We start from the raw sequence: 20,199 nt of genomic DNA, 5'->3' as shown, positions 1-20,199 counted from the left end.
ATGATTGAAGAAGGAGCAACCCGAAACGGTTGCTCTTTTTTTGATATGCTTTGCGCTGTATGTCTTCTGCTCAAAACGGTATGTTATTCACTATTTAAGGGAACCAATCATCCGGAAATACGGCTTTATTTTTTTGTAAATCCCTTCCATTTCTGCCCGAAAATGCTTATATTTTCCGCAAACCGCGTAATATACATATGGGGCATTTACCAAAATTGATCGAAGACCTGGCACTCATACTGATGGCCGGCGCCATCGTAACCTTATTGTTTCGAAAAATAAAGCAACCATTGGTGCTGGGCTATATCATTGCCGGCTTTTTGGTTAGTCCGCATTTTATTTTTACTCCCAATGTAGTAGACCAGGAGAATGTGAAAACACTGGCGGAGATCGGGGTGATCTTTCTGCTGTTTAGCCTGGGATTGGAATTCAGCTTTAAAAAGCTGGTGCGGGTGGGAGGCACCGCATCCATTACGGCCTTTACGGAAATCATCTTTATTACGGTGGGTGGTTATTTTGCGGGTAAACTGATGGGCTGGAGCACCATGGACAGTCTGTTCCTGGGCGGAATGCTGGCCAGTTCTTCCACCACCATTATCCTGCGGGCCTTTGATGAACTGGGGGTAAAGACCAAACAGTTTGCCCGCATCGTTTTTGGTGTGCTGGTTGTAGAAGATATTGTGGTCATCCTGCTGATGGTATTGCTTTCAACCGTAGCGGTTACCAAGAACTTTGAAGGCGGCCAGATCCTTTTTACGGTATTAAAGCTGTTGTTTTTTCTGGGGATGTGGTTTATTGTGGGGATTTTTTTACTGCCGACTTTTTTACGGGTGGCCCGCAAACTGCTGGATGAAGAAACCCTGCTGATACTGGCACTGGGGCTTTGCTTGGGCATGGTGGTATTGGCCACACAGGTAGGTTTTTCTGCGGAGCTGGGCGCTTTTGTAATGGGCTCCATTATTGCAGAAACCACGCTGGCAGAAAAAGTGGAGCACCTGATCAAACCAGTAAAAGACCTGTTTGGTGCCGTGTTTTTTGTATCGGTAGGGATGATGATCGATCCCAAGGCGATGGCTACTTATGCAGGGCCGATCTTCTGGATCACCTTGCTCACCTTGTTTGGAAAAATGATCAGCACCACCATCGGTGCACTCATCTCCGGGCAACCGTTAAAACAGTCGGTACAGGTGGGCATGAGCATGGCACAGATCGGTGAATTTGCCTTTATCGTAGCCACCCTGGGGCTTTCGCTGGGTGTGATCTCCGAGTTCCTGTTTCCCATCGCAGTAGGGGCTTCGGCCATTACTACATTCACCACACCCTACCTGATCAAGTTTTCGGAACCGATTTATAATTTCCTGGTAAAAATGTTGCCGGAAAAATGGGTGAACCGGCTGAACCGGTATTCGTCCAGCACCCAGCAGATCCAGGCGGAGAGCGACTGGAAGATTGTACTCAAAACCTATCTGCGGATCCTGGTAACCAATACCATTATCCTGGTAGCTCTTTTACTGGTAAGCAAAAACTTCCTGCATCCTTTTATTGATGAGCGGGTACAGAACAGCTACCTGCGTAATGCCATTACCCTGGTGATTTCGCTGGCGGCTGCGGCGCCGTTCTTCTGGGCCTTTATGGCGGGTAAGCCCAAGAACCAGGCTTATAAAGAATTGTGGGTGGATAAAAAATACAACCGCGGCCCCCTGTTTATTGTAGAGCTGCTGCGGGTAGCCATGGGTATCCTGTTTATGGCCATATTTGTAAATACCCTGGTGCCGGCACGTATTGCACTACTGGTGGGCATTCCTATTACGGTGCTGGTACTGGTACTGTTTTCCAGCAGGATACAGAAGTTTTACCTGCGGATGGAAAAGCGGTTTATGCGTAACCTGAATGAGCGTGAAATAGTGGCGGCTGCGGCCAATGCCATGGAAAATAACCTGAAGGAAAAAAACAATGAAATGCGCTCGAACCTGGAAGCCTGGGATGCGCACATCGTGGAAATGGAGGTAAATCCGCAGGCAACGGTGATTGGCCGGGTGTTAATGGACCTGCAGTGGCGGGAACAGTTTGGCATCAACATCGTATACATAAAAAGGGGAGAAAAGATCATTCATACACCGGGGAGGCAGAATCGCTTGCTTCCGTTTGACCGGGTGGGCATCCTGGCTACGGATGATCAGTTGGCTGCCTTTAAACCGGTTTTTGACGCACGGGAGGTGATCAGCGACGAGGATGTCAGCATCGATGATATTGTGCTGCAGAAAGTACTGGTAGACGAGCACACCAAACTCAGAGGACAAACCATACATGGGTCAGGATTGCGGGAGCGGACAAACGGCCTGGTAGTGGGGATAGAGAAAGAGAAAGACCGTATTTTGAATCCGGAATCATCTACCGTGCTGGAATGGGGTGATATCGTATGGATCGTGGGCGACCGGAAGAAATTACAGAAGCTGATTGTGGAGTAATTTGAAAATTTGAAAATGTGGGAATTTGAAAATGAAGATCAGGTTTCGACATTAAAACGGATCTAATGTGAACCTTAATTCTGCGGCGCATATACCTCGTACACCGGGCTGAATAAGTAAAGCTTTCCGGTTTTCATTTCCAGACATTCAAACCGCTTGGTCCGTTTTTTCCCTTTCTTAAAAACGCGTCCGTCCGGAAGCGCAAACAAGGCGCCGTCGGGCAGTTCTTCTACAAGATAATGATGCTGTTTACGATCATCGTACCGGTATAAGATCCGCTGCAGGCCTTCTTCGGCGCAGGTAGAGGCACCGGGGTTATGGAGCGAGCGTTGCAGCTCCGCGGCGATATCACCAGGGAATACTTTTTTCTGAAGAAATTGCGCCAGCAGCTGTCCGTAATGTTGTTTCCATTCGCGGCCGTGGGATGATACTTTATTTCCAAATTGTTCAAAAGTAACCAGGTGGGCCAGCTCGTGCAGTAAGGTGATGAGGAAGGCATACTTATTCAGATTCCCGTTTACACTGATGCGGTGGTGCTCCGAATTCAGGCGGTGCCGGTAATCGCCCAGCACCGATGACCGGCTCCTGGCAATGGTCAGGTGTACCTTGTAATGATCCAGGTAGGCCAGTACTGCCTCATAGGTATCATCGGGCAGGTACGAGGCCAGCTGCCCCATTGGAACCTGTTTTTTAGGCATTGTTCTTTTTGCTGTTGAATATTTTCTTCAGGGTAGTGGTTTCAATCAGTGAGTATACAATATAGATCCCCAGGCAGATAAATAATGCCGCTTTATTGATACGTCCCTGCTGTGTATAAATATAGATAAAAGCCGCAATGGCACAGGCGAATAAGCGAATCACGAACCCGCTGTAAAACGTGCGCACAAATACCTGTGGATTGGGGTTATCGATGGCGTTTGCCGAACGTACCAGGTTCAGCAGGCTGATTATGAATAACAAAAGATTTCCTGCCAGCACCACTGTGGTATCAATATGCTGCTGTTGCAAGGTGGTTTTCCCAAATATAAAAAGGCCGCTGATGATCACAAACAGAATGATCATGATCCTTACCGGGGTTTTGATGGCCGCCTTTGCATTAAACTGAGTCATTTTTTTTCTTAATAGTTTCTTTGTAAAGTTGATAAAACGTAGTTCCTAAAACCAGCAAAGGTAGCAGGATTAAAAACAATGGCGAAACCGCCAGTTTTTTGTCCAGCCAGATGGCGGCATAAACGGCTACGCCAAGCATGACCAGCAGCTGGGCCGTAAGCCCCAGGTACTTTAACCATGGGTTGGGAGATCGCTCTTTCATGATACAGAATGTTGCCGGTTTTAAAATAAACGGTACACCTGCAAATATATTCTACCGGAACCACAAACGGTTCATGCTGTTTGTGAGGAATGCCATGCAGGTGACCTGGACCCGCTACGATGTTGTTTGCCCTTCTTTTGCATATTCCCGGGGCGTGGCGCCGAATTGCTTTTTGAACTCTTTACTGAAATATTTCCGGTCGAGGAAGCCCACCATCAGGCTGATTTCATTGACCGAGTACGTTTTTAATTGCAACAGCTGCGCGGCTTTTTTGAGCCGGATGGATTTAATGAAATCATTGACAGACATGTTGGTGAGCGCGCGTAGTTTTTTGTAAAGCACCGATTGACTCATGGCAATTTTAACGGAAAGCACATCCACTCCAAAATCCGGGTTGTCGAGATGCTCTTCAATAATATGCACCAGTCGGTCGATGAAGTCCTTATCGGCCGATTGAATAATCGTGTTGGCAGGGGCGATGGTGAATTCATTACTGAATTTCTGCCGCATTTTTTCGCGGGCGGCCAGCAGGTTGCTTACCGTAAGTTGCAGTACCTGAACGCTGAATGGTTTGGTAAGATATACATCGGCACCCATACTTAACCCCGCGATCTGATCGGTTTGTGCGCTCCTGGCCGTTAGCAGGATCACGGGTATATGACTGGTACGGTCATCTTTTTTCAACTGATCGCAAAGGGCCAGTCCGTCCAGTTCCGGCATCATTACATCGCTGATCACCAGGTCGGGTATCTGGGCGGTCGTTATTTCCCAACCCTCAGCCCCGTTTTCACAAAGCGTTATATTGTAGCTGCCCCGAAGCGATTCTTTCATCAGATGGCGCAGCGATTCATTGTCTTCCACCACCACCAGGTTGGGGCGATTACCATCCTCAAATGGTGCAGGATCGGTCCGTAAATCAGCAGGCATAACCGGTGCCGCAGGAGCGGAGTAAGATGGCGCCATGCTTCCGGTGCCCTTATCTTTAAAGTGTACCTGTCCTTTGTGCAGGCAAATGGTAAAGCGGGTATATCCCGGGGTTGTTTTACCTGCAAGGGTACTGATGGCTGTGAGGGTTCCGCCGTGGAGGGTAACGATCGATTTTGAAAGCGCCAGACCAATGCCATAGCCGGTATTCTGATCGGGCTGATCTTCGACCTGGAAGTAGTTGTTGAAAATTTTATGAAGATACTCCGGTGCAATGCCCTTCCCGTTGTCGGTAATATGGATCATCACGGTTTCCGGACCATCCTGTGCATAAATTTCGATACGGCCCGTTGGAGGAGTAAATTTAAATGCATTGTTGAGCAGGTTAAACAGCACTTTTTCCATTTGGGTAGCATCGAAATACAAAAACAGTTCCGGCTGATCATGTATAAATTGCAGCTGAACCTGCTTTTTGAGCGACAATTCTTCGAAGGACTCGTGGATCGCTGCCAGGAAACTGATCAGGTCGTGCTGACCGATATGTAATTGCATTTCGGCTGTTTCTGCTTTACGGAAATCCATCAGTTCATTGACCAGTTGTAACAGGCGATGCCCATTCGTTTTTAAGTGCAGCAGCTGGCGTATCAACCCGGGGTATTGCCGGCTTTCCTGTTCCATCTGCTCAATGGGGGCCTGCATCAGGGTGAGATGGGTCCGGATCTCATGGGAGATATTGGTAAAGAAATTCAGTTTCATTTCGTGCAGGGTATGATCTCTTGCCAGAAGCGCGCGCAGGTAAAAGAACCGGGCAATAAAGAAAAACAAAGTGATGGCCAGGGCGGCATACAGGAGGTAGGCCCACCAGGTGGCCCAGAACGGGGGCAGTACTTTTATTTTTAAAAAACGGGGCGGGCTCCACACGCCGTCATTATTGGCGCCCTTAATAGCCAGGATATAGGTGCCGGGCGAAAGGTTGGTGAATGTGGCAACGGGCACGGCAGAGGAAATCCAGTCCTTATGTACTTCCTGTAGCTCATATGCGTACACATTTTTTCCCGGTTTTATAAAGTTTAAGAGCGCAAATTCAATGGAAAATGTATTATCCCGGTAGGGAAGTTCCAGCAGGGGAGTATGGTTAATATCTTCCTGCAGGATGCCCGACTGGTCTGCTGCAAAAATGGCCTTATTCAACACCTTCAAACCGGTAAATACCAGGGGCGCGGAATCGGTGTTCGTGGGGATTTGTTCCGGTTGAAAGACAATAAGTCCCTTCATACCTCCAAAGAACAGCCGGCCGGAAGATGTGTTCAGGCAGGCGCCTTTGTTGAATTCATTGCCGGGAAGTCCGTCACTAATGGTGTAGGTACGGATCGCATTTTTTGAAGGCGTATATTTTACCAGTCCGTTTCCGGTGCTAAGCCAAAGATTATGCCCACGGTCTGCAAGAATGCCCACTACATTGTTATTGGGTAAATGCTGGGTAATGGGATGGGTATAGATCCTGTTTTGTTGCGGATCATAAACGGCCAGCCCGCCGTAATACAGGCCCAGCCATACCTGGCCCTCTGCATCCAAAGCAATACAGTTGATCTTTTGCGGCTCTGTGGCATGGGCAAAGCGCACCTCTGTAACCGATCCGGTTTGGCGGTTGTAACGCCAAACACCTTTCAATGTGCCGATCCATACCTGCTGCTGTGCATCTTCCTGCAGGGAAGTAATGTATTGGCTGGCCAGTGGTTGCAATGCCGGCTGATGGGATGAAGGCTGTAACTGGGTATCGTGCCGGTCAAAAAGGTATAACCCACTGCTGGTGCCCACCCAAAACAGTCCCTGCCGGTCTTCCAGGATTGAGGGGATCTCTGCCTGCCGGTAATTCAATGCGCTGATCTCGTCGAGGTAGCGGAAGAAACGGCCGCTTTGGGGATCAAAACGGTTCAGCTTGTCTCCGTGTGTGCCCACCCAAAGATGCTGGTCCCGGTCAATATATACCGTCTTGATCAGGTTAGAGCCCAGGCTGCCGGCTGTTTGCGGTTCGTATTGATATACCCGGATCTGGCCGGTGGCACTGTTAATGGCATTCAAACCACCGCCTTCGGTTCCCACCCATATATGCTGATTTTTGTCAACGGCAATCGAGCTTATGATATTGCTGCTGATTGCAGGATAAGTATACAGTTGCTGCCATGCAGATGCATTCAGGGCGGGGTTGTAGGAAATATTTACGCCGCCATAAAAAGTACCAGCCCACATCGATCCCTTTGCATCGCGGAAAAGACATTGTATGGAATTCTGGCTCAGGCTTTTCGGATCGCGGGCATCATAACGGTAGCTGGTGCAGCGGTAGGTAAAAGGATTCATGATGCTGATGCCGTCCTGGGTACCCACCCACAAATTACCGGCGGGATCACCTTCCAGTGCGCGGATGCTGTTATGCGCAATGGATGCAGGATCGGCAGGGTTAGAATAAAAACGGGTAAACCGTTCCGTTACGGGGTCAAAGCGGTTCAGACCATTCAGGGTGCCCACCCATACGGCACCGGAAGCATCCTCATAAAAGGTTGTTACAAAATTGTCGCTGATACTGCCCGGATCCTCTTCCCGGGACAGGAATAATGTTTTTTCATAGTTCCCCGACCGGAGATTGATGCGCAGGGCACCCGGCCCGTTATCACCACAAAGCCAGAGATAGCCGCGGGAATCTTTAAACATCCGGCGGGCCCGCTTGTTTTCCTTCTTTGTTAAAATACCCAGCCGGTCGGCACTGGTAAACCGGTTGTTGCGAACGTCGGTAAGTATGTACAGGCCCTTAAAGCAGCCCACCCAAATCTTGTCTTTATCATTAAGAATCCAATCTACAACGGGGTAAAAAGCGGCAGAATCGACACCCAGCCGGATCCGCTCAAACCGGTTTTTCTGCGGGTCGAATTTGTTCAATCCCTTTTCAGTGCCGATCCAGAGCCCCGATCCGGGTTGATAGGAAATGGCATTGATATAATTATTCGAAATGGAAGTACTGTCGGCCGGGTTATGGGTATAAGTGAGGAACCGATAACCATCATACCGGTTGAGCCCATGCCGGGTACCCAGCCAGATAAACCCTGTATTGTCCTGGGCAACGCTCAGCACCGTATTTTGTGAAAGCCCCTGTTCGGAGTTCAGACTGGTAAATGAAGCAGGTTGCCCCACCGCAACGGTGCAGCAGCAAAGCAGGATAATAACCCAACTATAATATTTATAATGGCAAAACATGGTTCTGTACCTCAAAAACAGTGGATTTTCTTCCGTTTTTATTCCGGGCAGCAGGCATTTTGTGGATCTGCAACCATTTTGGATGGTATCATTGCTTCCTGAACCGGGGCAGGGCACAAAAGTAAGGGTATTTTGAGTGCGAAAAGTAGGAAGATTCCGTTTGATTTTTAATAGCCCCCAGGTTAAATATTTGATAATCAGTTGTTAAAAATGGGGGAAAAAACTAAACAGGTTTTTCCCCCTTTTTTGGAGGAATTATCGCCCATATCCGTGATAAAACGTTCTCACCTTTAGCCCAACAGGGCAGAAAATTGCTGCGCACGTAGAAAATTGAACAAAAAGAATGCTGAAAAAGCCATTTGATTGCTAAAACAACGCGATTGCCATTGCCTGTTCTGAAGTTATAATTCCATAATACTGGTTGTTAGTAAAAGCAAAAACGATCTATTTAAGAATGAGAAAATTGCTGTTAGCCACCCTGATCTTTTGGGGAATATGCGCACATCGCGCCAGTGCCGGAACGTACGTACGATTGTATGTGGCAGAGGCGTACCTGGTTCGGGATACGGTTCCGGCGGGTGATTCTGCGTTACAGGATATCCGGCTGAATGACGAAGGCTTTTTAAAATCTGTAGCCTATGAATTGTCCCGGAAAGGAGATGCTGTTTCAATAGAGCAGCAGAAAAAGATGCCCCTCATTACGGTGCCCCAATATATGAAGGGTGCGGCGGCCGGTCTTTATATACAGGAAAATACGGGTGAACCCGGCAGCTGGCGGCAGTTTATGTATCTCCGCGGCATATCGAAGCCGGTGCTTTCTGTAAAGGATATTTATGAAGTGCAACCTGCGGTATATGTAAACGGAATTCCGCTGATACAGGATAACCCTTTTATTTATAATATACAATCATATTCCGTAAATCCTGCCGGTCCGGCCACCAGTTTGCTTTCGGCGCTGAACCTGGATAATATCGATCAGGTACGGGTGGTAAAAGATTATAAGGATGCAGCGCTGTTAGGTCCCTTTGCCGCCAACGGGGCAATTTACATTACCACTAAAACGGCCGCAGCAGGAGAAAATAAGGTAAGTATCAACAGCTACCTGGGGTATGTTCAGGAACCCGGGATCACCACCATCAACGCTGCATATGAAAAGGACTTCCGGATGCCGTTCTATGCGAAATATGGTTCGGCGGCAAACCTGGTTTCAATGCCGGCGTATTTAAGCGACTCATCAAATGCCAGCTATTACGGGCCATCGAACTGGTCAGACCGGTATTATAAAAATACGCCTCAGTATTCTGTAAATGCCAGTTTAACCGGAGGATCTGAAAGGGCAAATTTTCGCTTTTTTGGCGATTATACCCGTTCTGCGGGCGGTGCGGATGATACAAGGTTTGACCGGTATACGGGATCCTTCTTTATCAATATGATGCCTACCAAATGGCTTACACTATCCAGCATGGTAAATGCCAGTGTTTTAGACCGGAAAAGAAACAGGAGTTTTGTGGACCGCTTTGCTGAGATGCGTTATTTGCCCAATACGCGGGAACCACTGGCTCCCAACCTGGCCAATTATGATGCTTTTTTACGGGCTTATGATAACACGATCGACAAAAACGGAACCACTACCATTCAGGGGTACTGGAATATAAACCTGAAACTGGCAAAGGATCTTAATTATGATGCCCGTATTGCGTTCGACTATAATGAAGGGCGGAGGGATTTGTTCTGGAACAGCAACCTGTTTGATGGTACCAACTATGCATCGAATTATTTTGGATTCAATCAGCGGCTGATTATTGACAACACATTGAACTACCGGAAAAATTTTTCCGGCGGACAAACACTGCGATTAAAGGGAGGGATTAATTATACAGGCGATATTCAGCGATATAATTATGGCATTGGGTATAATGGCCCCAATGATTATATTAAGGTAAATGTGGTAAGTGGCGATAAAAAAAATCCCGGCAAATACCTGAAATCAAATGGATTTAACGTATCCGGGTTCACCGATAAACTGGAACAGCGTTTAATGGCGTTTTACGGAAGGGCCGATTTTAACCCGGTGCAAAACCTCGATCTGGGAGCTCTTGTACGCAGCGATGGATATTCGGCCATGCAGCCGGCCAGCCGGTGGTTTGTATCATCTGCTTTTGACGGTACCTATCATTTGCAGCCATTATTGCCGTCGGGAATATTTTCCCGGTTAGATCTGTTTGCCTCCTGGGGCCGGATCGGGAACCTGCGGTTAGATCAGAATATCGGCGCAGGACCCCAGTATCAGCCGCAGGTAGGCTGGGCCGATTATCCTACCCTGGGGTCTTACAATTCATACGGAGTTTACTCCCGCCCTTATAACTATGGGTGGATCGGATACGACATTCCCTGGGCTTATAGTACACAGCTGAATGCAGGAACCGACTTTTCAGTTTTGAAAAATGCATTAAATGTACAGGTGGAATGGTATAGCAAGGACAACAGAAACGTCGTATTCCCGGCCCCTGTAACCGCAGAATCTGGCTACAAATATGAATGGCGCCCCGGAATGGTGGTTAACAATACCGGTATCGATGTTACCGTGAATGGTAAAGCCGGAACTGCGCATTCCCTTTTATGGAGCGGTGCTTTAAACCTGGGGATGAACAAAAATAAACTGAAGGCATTGCCCGAAGGAAATTCGGTGGTTACCAATGACCGGCTGCTGGAGGTAGGGAAGCCCATAGATCAGTTCTGGCTGCTTCAAAATAATGGCATCTATCATTCAGATGCAGAAGTGCCGGTAAATCCTCAAACCCATCAGCCGATGACCTACAGAGGTGTGGTGCTGAAGGCGGGAGATCCCCAATGGACAGATATAAACGGTGACTACAATATTGACGACAAAGACCGCGTGTTGTCGGGAAATTATCTTCCCCGTATTACCGGTGGATTGGATAACCAGTTTGTTTATAAAAAGTTTGATCTCTGCTTTCAATTTGTTTTTGCATTGAAAAAATATGCCATGAACCAGGTAGCGGCAAACTATTATGGATTTATAGACCGGGATAACGCAAATACCCTGGAGCGCATGAAGGAAATTACTTATTGGGAAAAGCAGGTGGATCCCGGCAGGTATGAACTGTACAACCAATGGAGCGATGTACATCCGTACCAGGTCAATCAAAGCATCTTTATGGAAAATGCTTCATACCTCAAGCTGAGAACGGTAAGCCTGGGTTATGAAATACATAAAAAGCAAAGCCTGCAAAAAATACAACGGGTGTATTTGTATGTAACCGGAACCAACCTGTTAACCATCAGCCCCTATAAAGGGCGCGATCCGGAACTGATTGAATACAACGGGTATGATATGGGCTACGGTCTTCGCCTGCCAAAAAGTTTTATCCTGGGTGTAAAAGTAGATCTCTAAAAACAGCAACTGTATTACAATGCGTAGTAGAAACAGAATCGTAAACCTGGTAACCCTGTTGCTGTTTGCAGCAGTAATGGGTAGTGGCTGCCGGAAATTATTAGATATAAAGGCCACCAATCTGATCAATGAAAGCAATGCCTGGTCGTCGCTCAATGATGCACGTTCCGCATTGTTAGGCACCTATGGATTGCTGCGTACCGCACTTGCCGAAAATGAAGCCAACTGGTTGTACGGAGAGTTAAGGGGAGGGGCGTTTACCGCAATAAACCGGCCCGACCTGCAGGCGGTGATCGATGGCAATCTCCGGCAATCCTACGCACTGTTGAACGAGGTGTCTAACTGGCGGAAATTTTATGCAGTGATCAATGCTGCTAATTTATTCATCGAACGTTCCGGTGCAATAGTGGGGAAAGACCCGCAGTATACAAAGCTTAATAATAGTGTGGACATTGCTCAAATGAAAGCGGTAATCGGCATTACCTATTTTTATATGGTGCGTATATGGGGCGATGTACCGCTGATGACCCAATCGTATGATGGGGCCTTTCCAAAGCTTCCGCGTTCCCAGGCAAAATCGGTGTTGAAATATGCAGAAGAGCAATTGAAAGAGGCGGCTCCGGTATTGCCGTATATCTATGGAAATATTTTAGCCAGTTATTTTCCCGGGCTCTATTATGGAGGTGATCTCAATAAATGGGCCGGTGCTTTAATTACCCGTAATGCAGCTTATGCGTACCTGGCCCATATTGCAGCATGGGACAACCGGTACCTCGATGCGTCGGTATATGCAGATTTTGTATTAAGTAACGCAGCTTATTCCGGTATGAACGGCTCTACTGTTGCTGATCTTACCCGTTCGGACGGTTTCTTTTTGAACCAGAATTCCAACCAGGTCTTCTCTTTGGGTTTTTCCGCTATTGACGGCGAGGCCACACCCACCGGGCATATTGAAAACCTTACGCTTGCCAATCCGCTCATACCCCGGGCCAATCCGTTGGTATATATCCCGGATACCCGCATCATCAATATTTTTAACGAGCCCAACGATCAGCGTTTTTATGTAGACAGCGTAGGTGTAGTACATTCTTATTATTTTTCAAAGTCTGCTGCCAACCTCACCATTTTCAGCAAAATAAAAGCAATTGGTACCGGGGGTATACAACAGAATACCGCAGGCCAGAATACCAATGTGATTACCGTTTACAGTTCACCGGTAATATTTACAAGGCTGGAGGAACTGCGCTTATTGAAAGCGGAGGCACTTACGGTACTGGGGCAGATGAACGACGCCCTGGATATACTCAATGGCCTTCGGTTTAGCCGGGGTCTTAAACTGCTGAATACTACGGATGGGCTCCTGGAAAATATATTTCATGAACGTCAGCGGGAATTAATGGGTGAGGCCTGGGCCTGGTATGACTGGGTACGTTACAAGCAAATAAAAAATAACGATGCTGCTTTTAATGCTTTGCGGCAGCAGGGTGGAATTTACTGGCCGGTAAGCCAGGATGTGATCGATAGAAATCCATTGATTCAGCAAACAGCTTATTGGAAATGATTCCCGGCCCGATTTATAGATAAAATCTATTGTAATGAAAAAAATAGTGGTAGTATATATACTTGTTTGTTGCACGCTGATGGCCTGCCTGGTTTCCTGCAAAAAGAAACCGGATGGTTATTACGATTTTACAAATAAAGAAAATGTATTCAATGGTACCGTTTATGAGTACCTGAAGTCTAAGCAAGGTGTGTTTGATTCGCTCCTGGAGGTGATGGACCGCAGTACCTGGCTAAAAGACAGTTTAAGTAACGCCACAGGCAGGTATACCATTTTTGCTCCCGTAAATAACAATTTCAGGATCGCGCTTCAAAATTTAAATGTGGTGCGTATGGGAAGCAATAAACCGCCGCTTGATCTGAAAACAGTGAATGCCGCCCAGCTGGATACCCTGGTGGATCTTTATGCAGTAAGGGGGTATTATCCTACAGATAGCATGCTCTATGTAGATGGCTTGTATCTTAAATCCATTCGCTATGGCGATTCCCTACATGCACAGCGTTTTATCGATGGCGCACAGGGTATTGTAAACGGCGGGCCGGTGAGCGTAAATTTTGCCTATACAAACAAATCCGGATTTGCATCAAAATGGGTGGTGGAGCCTACGCAGGTGGTAAATATTAAAGCCAGCAATGGTGTTATTCATGTATTGGCGTATGCAAATGAATTTGGCTTTAACCAGGTAATAAAAAGGTGGAATCAATAGTGCAGATAAATACGTATAAAATGAAAAATTTTTGTTTAAGTGCCTTGCTGCTTTTATCTGTTGCGGGGTTACAGGGGTGCTATAAAAAATATCTTCCTTCAGATAAAGATGCTTTTGATCTGAGCTCTCAGTTTGTAACCACAACCTATCAGCCATTCCTGGGAAGAACAACGCTCTTTGCTGATAATTTTACAGATATCCATTCTTCCAGGCCTTTAAATTTCCGGATGTTGAATATCCGTACCTATGACGGCGGGCCGGCACCAGAGTTGCAAAAAACCTTTCCGGTTCTTGTATGGACGCAACCGTATACCGGGCTGGAAACTTCGCTGGCGGAAATAGAAGCAAAAAGAAAAATGGAAGCACATCCTTTATTTGAAATACGCGATCATTCCGGTGAATTTATTATGTGGCAAAGTGCCAATTCCAACATCGTTCGCCCGCAGCCGGATTCCGGTTATGTATTTGATGTGGAAGTAAGCAATAAGGGCGGACGCAAAATTGTGGAAGGGATGCGGTTGATCCCTTATCGCGAGCAGGAATACTGGCCCAATAACGCGGATGTCATTACGGGGAACGTTATTAATGAATCCCTGCATCCGCAGTCTGTTTCAGGAATTATCGGGGATTCCACGGAAAGTGCCCTCTATTCCAATGATATCGATGTAACCTTTCATAAAGTATCCAACACCGGATCTTCCCTCACTTTTCGCTTTTTAGATGCCAATAACCAGTTGATTGATCCGGCAAAATTCAATCTTACCAAATGGGCTACGTTAATTCATGGCTTTAACAGGAAACAAACCAATACCTATGTAAAATATGACGTTGCTTACCCAATACCCCTTGTAGAGCGCCGGACAGACTATACCAATTCGGACGGAACTATGGCGCATCTTGATTTTGGATATGAGCGGTTGGGGTTTGGCGGCCTGCGCCAGGTAGCGAACATGCAGTTTGACTTTGCCATTTATGCCAAAGGCGATTGGGAGATCATTTTCGCCTTTAAAAAAGAAACGCCCAAGTTTAGTAACGATTAATTTTTTAAGCAGATATGAACTTCAGCAACATGCGCTATTTTCTCCTTATACTACTGGCATTGATTTCCGGAACGGCTCTGCAGGCTCAGGATGCCCGTAAGGTCACCGGTAAGGTGCTTGATCAATCCAATAAGCAACCATTGGTTGGTGTAACCGTAAGTTTATCTGATTCATCACATGCGTTGGCCGCAACAGATGGAAATGGAAATTTTACGGTAGTTGTAGCGGCAAACGCTGCTACCCTGCATTTTTCCAATATCGGGTATAAGAATAAATCCGTTTCAATAAAAGGCAAAACAGACCTGGAAGTGTGGATGGAAACCTCTGCCGATGCCATGCAGGGCGTGGTGGTGCAAGGCTTTCAGCGACGTTCAAAAATTACTGCAACAGGATCTACGGTTACGTTGAGCGGAGAAGATATACAGAATGTACCGGTATCCAATTTTACTGAATTGCTTCAGGGTCGGGTAGCAGGCGTAAACGTGCAGAATACAACCGGTATGCCAGGTGCAAGAACCACCATGAACCTGAGGGGACTTTCTTCCGGCTCTGTTTCCGGTTCGGGCAATGATGCCTTCCTGTCGCCAACTTCACCGCTTTTCGTAATTGATGGGGTTCCCGTGGATGTAAACTCCGGGTATGAATACGGGTTTGATCAAAGCGGCCCCGGTACCAGCCCGCTTGCATTAATTCCTCCGGAAGATATTGCGGAGATCAGTTTTTTGAAGAGTGCGGCTGCCACAGCGCTGTATGGATCAAGGGCGGCCTATGGCGTGGTGTTGGTAACTACCAAAAGAGGAAAATCCAAAGTGCCCATCGTAAGTTACGCTGGAAAGTTTTATATCAATACCGTGCCGAAACTGAAAAGTGTAGTGGGCGGTCAATTAGAAAGAACCTTGCGCATACAGGAAATACTGGCGAACGATACCAGCCTGTACAGCGGGCGCGATAAGATTGATATGAACCCGGCTTTATCCGACTTTTTAAACCCATACTATAATAATTCCACCAACTGGCAGTCTGTTTTTTACGGGCCTACGTATAATATGTCGCACAATATATCCGCATCCGGGGGCGACCAGAAGTTTAACTATAAAATAAACATGAATTATGCGAAGGACCAGGGTATCATTAAAAACACCGGTTTTACCCGTTACAACCTGTCTATGAATGCAGACTACCTGCCAACAGATAACTTTAAGGTGAGCACCACCCTGATGGCAGCGTTGGGTGAGCAGCAAAAAGGCAGTGGCAATGGCGTATCTCAAACCGGTGTGGCCAATGCCACCAGTGCTTCATCACTGTTGCCCCGGCCCTCATTTTTTGGCGGCAACACTACTGCATTGGGAAATTTTTCTACCCGCAACGAAAATAAAACCAATAGCCTGCAAACCAATATTAATGCCTGGTACCGGTTTATAAAAAACCTGGCAGTACGCGATGTGTTCAGTTATGCTTATAACGTCGGGCGCGAAAGTAATTTCAGGCCATCTTCCATTAACAATAACGTAGCAGAGCTCTATGTATACGATGACCGCAAGCAGGAATTAAACAACCGGGCTATGCTGGAGTATAACAGAGAATTTGGAGGAAATAAGCACCGGATTAATTCTTATGTGTTTAATGAAATGACCATACGCAATTATTATCCCAAAGCGATGTTATACAGCGGTTCCCCGAACGATCAGTACGAAGGCCCGTTTGGCGGCGGCGGTAACAGCAGCTTATGGGGAATTATTGATAACTATAAGGCCGGAGAACGGATGCTTACGAATGGAGCGGTATTGAGTTACAATTATATGGACCGGTACATGCTGGATCTTACCTACAGTACCAACGGTACATCATCTAACGGTCCTAATCGCCCGTTTGCTAAAAACCCCACTATTGCAGGACGCTGGAATTTTTATAAAGAACCGTTCCTGGAGGATCTTAACTGGCTGAGCCTGGGTGGCGCCCGGTTTGACTGGGGGAAAAGCACGACACCACAGGGTTCTGTTTTTGATGCAAACGGTAAATATCTGTACACTGGCCGGTTTAATAACAACAGTACGATTGGTACCGTTTGGGACTATATTCCCAATCCGAACCTGGCACCAAAAACGACTTCGAAGTACAACTTTGGTTTAGACCTTGGATTCCTCAATAACCGCTACACCGCTACATTTGAAACCTACTACAACCAGGTGGATAATGAATTGTATGACTATGAGCTGGCAGATCACAATGCCTATGGAAAAATTAAATTGAACAGCATGAGCGAAGTGAACTATGGTTATGAGTTAACGCTGACGTTGGCACCGCTGCCCGTTTCCTCAAAATGGCAATGGAATTTAAGTATGAACGGCGCGATTAATAAAAATGTAATGACCGGCCTGCCGGGCAATAGCCGGCTGATCATTTACAATGATAAGGACAATAAGCAGGATATCGTTTACCGGCTGGGACGCAGCAACCTCAGTTACATTCTATATGATTACCGGGGCGTTTTTAAAAGCAATAACGATGTACCCGTAGATCCGGCAACGGGGCTGCCTTACCGCGTAAAGACGGATGGCGGTACTTATTACTTCCAGGCGGGAGATCCCTATTGGACGGACCTTGACGGGAACTATGTTTCGGATGCCAAAGACCGGGTAATTGCCGGCAGCGCAGCCACAAAAATTACCGGAGGGATCCAGTCCTTCTTAAAGTATGGCGGCTGGTCTCTAAACATCAACATGTCCTACCTTTATGGACGGGATATTTTAAACAATGCCCTGGCACAACGCCTGGCAGCTTACAGTACGCCGTTTAATGTGCAAAAGGACGCCAGCTTCATTCCCGTAGGCGATACTAAATTCTGGTCGCCCTCCAATCCTGACGGAACCCTTCCCAACCCGTATAATTACCTGTACACCTCCTTATACAATCCCTTCCGGTATGATCAGACCTTATTTATGGAGGACGGCTCCTATTTTAAAATAAACGCAGTAACACTTTCTTATATGTTGCCCAAATCGTTTACCCGCCGTTACAGAATGACAAGGTTCCAGGTGTATGCCACAGCCAATAATGTATATACGTTTTCCAACTACAGCGGACCTGATCCCGAATTGGTAACCGATTTGGGGAAAGACCGGTCCGACGGCTATCCAAACAGGCGGAGTTATACGTTGGGGGTAAATATTCAATTTTAAAATTGCAGGAATGAAGAAGAGCATTTTAATAGTCATCGTTTTTTTCATCACGCTTTGCAGCGGGTGTAAGAAATTTTTAAATGTGGATTCGCTGGACAGCCTTTCCGGGAATAATTTCTGGAAGACCCGGCAGGATATGGAAAGCTTTACCCGGGAAGTGTATCGCTTATTTCGTGAAGGCGTGGCCATCCGCTCAGGGCTTATTATGGTAGGGGATCTGCGCTGCATGCCGGTGGGGGCGGGGGCTTATCCCCCCCGGGGCGATTTCAGCCTGCTGTCTGCTAACCAGATCCGAACCCTGGTAACAACGAAAAGGGAACAGAATAATGTGGATACCTATTGGCAGTTACACGGCGCCTGGGACTATATCGGAGATTGGTCGCCTATTTACAAAGTCATCCAGTCGGCCAATATACTTTTTGACAAAGCACCTTCCGTAAAGGAGTCTGATGCGTCGATTACCGATGCGATGGTTAAAAAGTACCAGGCAGAAGCCGTATTTATGCGTTGTGTGAGTTATTTTTTCCTTATCCGGTTGTTTGGCGACGTACCTTACTATACCAATGCATACAATGATGCAGCATTGCCGCGCACAAAGGATGTAACAGTTGCAAAAGCCTGCATCGCAGAACTGGAAGCATACAAAACATACCTGCCCTGGACGCCCGACGACCCGGCAGACCGTGCCGTTAGAGCGATGCGGGGAAGTGCACTGGCATTGCAAATGTATTTTAATATGTGGCTGGCCGGTATTGATCCGGAAAATGCAAAAAGCTACTACCAGGAAACGGATCGTTTGGGCGATGAGCTGACTGCCGGCGGTGCTTACCGCCTGCTGAATCTTTCAGAGATCGCATTGGTCTTTGCAGGCAGATCCGAAGAAGGATTGTTTGAAGTACCTCAAAACGTAAACTATGGCGATGTGCTGGGCAATATCCGCCGTACCTTCACCGGTGCTGTACTGCACTACCCATATATCCAATTGAATCAGAACAGTACCAAATCGGAGCTTACTTATAAGGATGGGTATCTTAAAAAGTTATTTCCTGCTGATGTAACGGATGGCCGTAAAACCGCCTGGTTCGATAATAATATATACAACGAGGATGGCTCCATGCAGTGTTTTAAATTCTTTAACCTGGCGCTTGGCGAAAACAATACAACAGCATCGCTAAGTAACTACTTTATTATTTTCAGATATGCAGGCGCATTGTTACTGCAGGCAGAAGCATTGGCCAATCTTGAAAAAAACAGCGCGAAGGCAATGGACCTGCTCAACCAGGTGCGGCGGCGTGCAGGAGCAGACGCATATACCGGAGCTTCAACGGGGGGTGATGACCAAAGCGGACTGACGGATGCCATATTCTGGGAAGAGCGGCGGGAGCTTATTGGTGAAGGGCATGCATATTATGATATGGTGCGTACCCGTAAGGTTTATGATCCCAAATACTGCGATCGGCCGATCCTGTACAGCAACTTTGTAAGAGGTGCCTGGACCTGGCCCATCAGCTCAAATGCATTAACCAACAATCCTTACATGACCTTGAATACCTATTGGGGGAATAATTAAAACGGCCGTGTTTAATAAAACCGCACGAAATTATAAAATGATGAAACAACTATTTTTCCTGCCGATTTTGGTACTGATCATTTTCAGCGCCTGTAAAAAGAACAGTTACTATGAAGATACAGGCATTAATGATCCCAGGTTTAATGGTACCATAATGGACTATCTAAAATCGGATACGCTCTATTTTGACACGTTGGTGCGTGTTGTAAAATATGCCGGACTGGAAGCATCGCTGACTAAAGATCAGCTTACTTTTTTTGCTCCTCCGGACCCCTGTTTTAAAAAAATACTGGATGCTGTTAACGACTTCCAGGTGAAGGTGGGTGCCGGCAGTGTAACCCGTTTTGAACAGATAAAGCCGGAAGTTTGGCGGCAGTTTTTACAAATGTATATCTTCCCGGGCAACAGGGGGCTTAAGGATTATACACAGGTTGATACCCTCGCGTTAGATACCTATAAAGGTGCACTGTTTGAATCGGTGAGCCAGGCACCAATGAATATCGGTGTTATTTATAACGATGCTGTCAGCGGTGATCCCAATACAGTTGGAGGCGCTACCATATTAAAGTACAAAGGCTATCGCCAGCTGATGTTGTCGTATGTACCCGACCAGGCCTATCCTTATTCATCTTGGGTTAATGCCGTGGTGGCTGCATCAGATGTGGCGCCTGCCAACGGGCGCGTGCACCGGCTGCGTTATACCACTCACACATTTGGCTTTGATCCCTTTAGGTTTATTCTGCTGGCAAGGGAAAAAGGAATTGACTATAATTAA

General features: G+C 46.9%; 12 protein-coding genes. 8 read left to right on the top strand and 4 right to left on the bottom strand.

Annotated elements, in window-relative coordinates; genetic code table 11:
* Positions 1 to 197: 197 nt before the first annotated feature.
* Positions 198 to 2,468 (top strand): cation:proton antiporter, encoded by a 2,271-nt coding sequence (locus Q1V85_RS06985; RefSeq protein WP_300598584.1) that lies wholly within the window; start codon positions 198 to 200, stop codon positions 2,466 to 2,468.
* 74 nt (positions 2,469 to 2,542) lie between these two features.
* Here Q1V85_RS06985 and Q1V85_RS06980 read toward each other — a convergent pair whose 3' ends face one another.
* From Q1V85_RS06980 to Q1V85_RS06965, 4 genes are all read right to left on the bottom strand, one after another.
* Positions 2,543 to 3,166, bottom strand: coding sequence for a SprT-like domain-containing protein (locus Q1V85_RS06980; protein ID WP_300598583.1), 624 nt, complete (start codon positions 3,164 to 3,166; stop codon positions 2,543 to 2,545).
* The gene (locus tag Q1V85_RS06975) at positions 3,159 to 3,578 is read right to left on the bottom strand and encodes a hypothetical protein (RefSeq protein WP_300598582.1); all 420 of its coding nucleotides are present in this window, start codon (positions 3,576 to 3,578) and stop codon (positions 3,159 to 3,161) included. The genes Q1V85_RS06980 and Q1V85_RS06975 overlap by 8 nt, the downstream gene beginning before the upstream one ends.
* Complete coding sequence (locus Q1V85_RS06970) at positions 3,565 to 3,780, bottom strand: AtpZ/AtpI family protein (RefSeq protein WP_300598581.1); 216 nt, start codon at positions 3,778 to 3,780, stop codon at positions 3,565 to 3,567. The genes Q1V85_RS06975 and Q1V85_RS06970 overlap by 14 nt, the downstream gene beginning before the upstream one ends.
* A gap of 114 nt (positions 3,781 to 3,894) precedes the next feature.
* Complete coding sequence (locus tag Q1V85_RS06965; protein ID WP_300598580.1) at positions 3,895 to 7,968, bottom strand: two-component regulator propeller domain-containing protein; 4,074 nt, start codon at positions 7,966 to 7,968, stop codon at positions 3,895 to 3,897.
* 439 nt (positions 7,969 to 8,407) lie between these two features.
* On the opposite strand from Q1V85_RS06965, the gene Q1V85_RS06960 reads away from it, so the two are divergent.
* From Q1V85_RS06960 to Q1V85_RS06930, 7 genes are read left to right on the top strand one after another with little or no spacing between them, the layout of a single operon-like run.
* Positions 8,408 to 11,368 (top strand): TonB-dependent receptor plug domain-containing protein, encoded by a 2,961-nt coding sequence (locus Q1V85_RS06960; RefSeq protein ID WP_300598579.1) that lies wholly within the window; start codon positions 8,408 to 8,410, stop codon positions 11,366 to 11,368.
* 19 nt (positions 11,369 to 11,387) lie between these two features.
* Positions 11,388 to 12,929 carry a RagB/SusD family nutrient uptake outer membrane protein gene (locus Q1V85_RS06955; protein WP_300598578.1) on the top strand — a complete coding sequence of 514 codons (1,542 nt, stop codon included), beginning with the start codon at positions 11,388 to 11,390 and terminating at the stop codon, positions 12,927 to 12,929.
* A 34-nt stretch (positions 12,930 to 12,963) separates the two neighbouring features.
* Positions 12,964 to 13,635, top strand: a complete 672-nt coding sequence (locus Q1V85_RS06950) for a fasciclin domain-containing protein (protein WP_300598576.1) — start codon at positions 12,964 to 12,966, stop codon at positions 13,633 to 13,635.
* Positions 13,636 to 13,655: 20 nt separating this feature from the next.
* Positions 13,656 to 14,675 carry a DUF5007 domain-containing protein gene (locus tag Q1V85_RS06945; protein WP_300598575.1) on the top strand — a complete coding sequence of 340 codons (1,020 nt, stop codon included), beginning with the start codon at positions 13,656 to 13,658 and terminating at the stop codon, positions 14,673 to 14,675.
* A gap of 14 nt (positions 14,676 to 14,689) precedes the next feature.
* Positions 14,690 to 17,854, top strand: coding sequence for a SusC/RagA family TonB-linked outer membrane protein (locus Q1V85_RS06940; RefSeq protein ID WP_300598574.1), 3,165 nt, complete (start codon positions 14,690 to 14,692; stop codon positions 17,852 to 17,854).
* 10 nt (positions 17,855 to 17,864) lie between these two features.
* Complete coding sequence (locus Q1V85_RS06935; RefSeq protein ID WP_300598573.1) at positions 17,865 to 19,424, top strand: RagB/SusD family nutrient uptake outer membrane protein; 1,560 nt, start codon at positions 17,865 to 17,867, stop codon at positions 19,422 to 19,424.
* Positions 19,425 to 19,461: 37 nt separating this feature from the next.
* The gene (locus tag Q1V85_RS06930) at positions 19,462 to 20,199 is read left to right on the top strand and encodes a fasciclin domain-containing protein (protein ID WP_300598572.1); all 738 of its coding nucleotides are present in this window, start codon (positions 19,462 to 19,464) and stop codon (positions 20,197 to 20,199) included.

Source organism: Niabella sp. (genome assembly GCF_030150205.1).
GTDB lineage: Bacteria > Bacteroidota > Bacteroidia > Chitinophagales > Chitinophagaceae > Niabella.
Note: the sequence above shows the minus strand (reverse complement) of the source record. Positions and strands in the feature narration are given on the sequence as shown.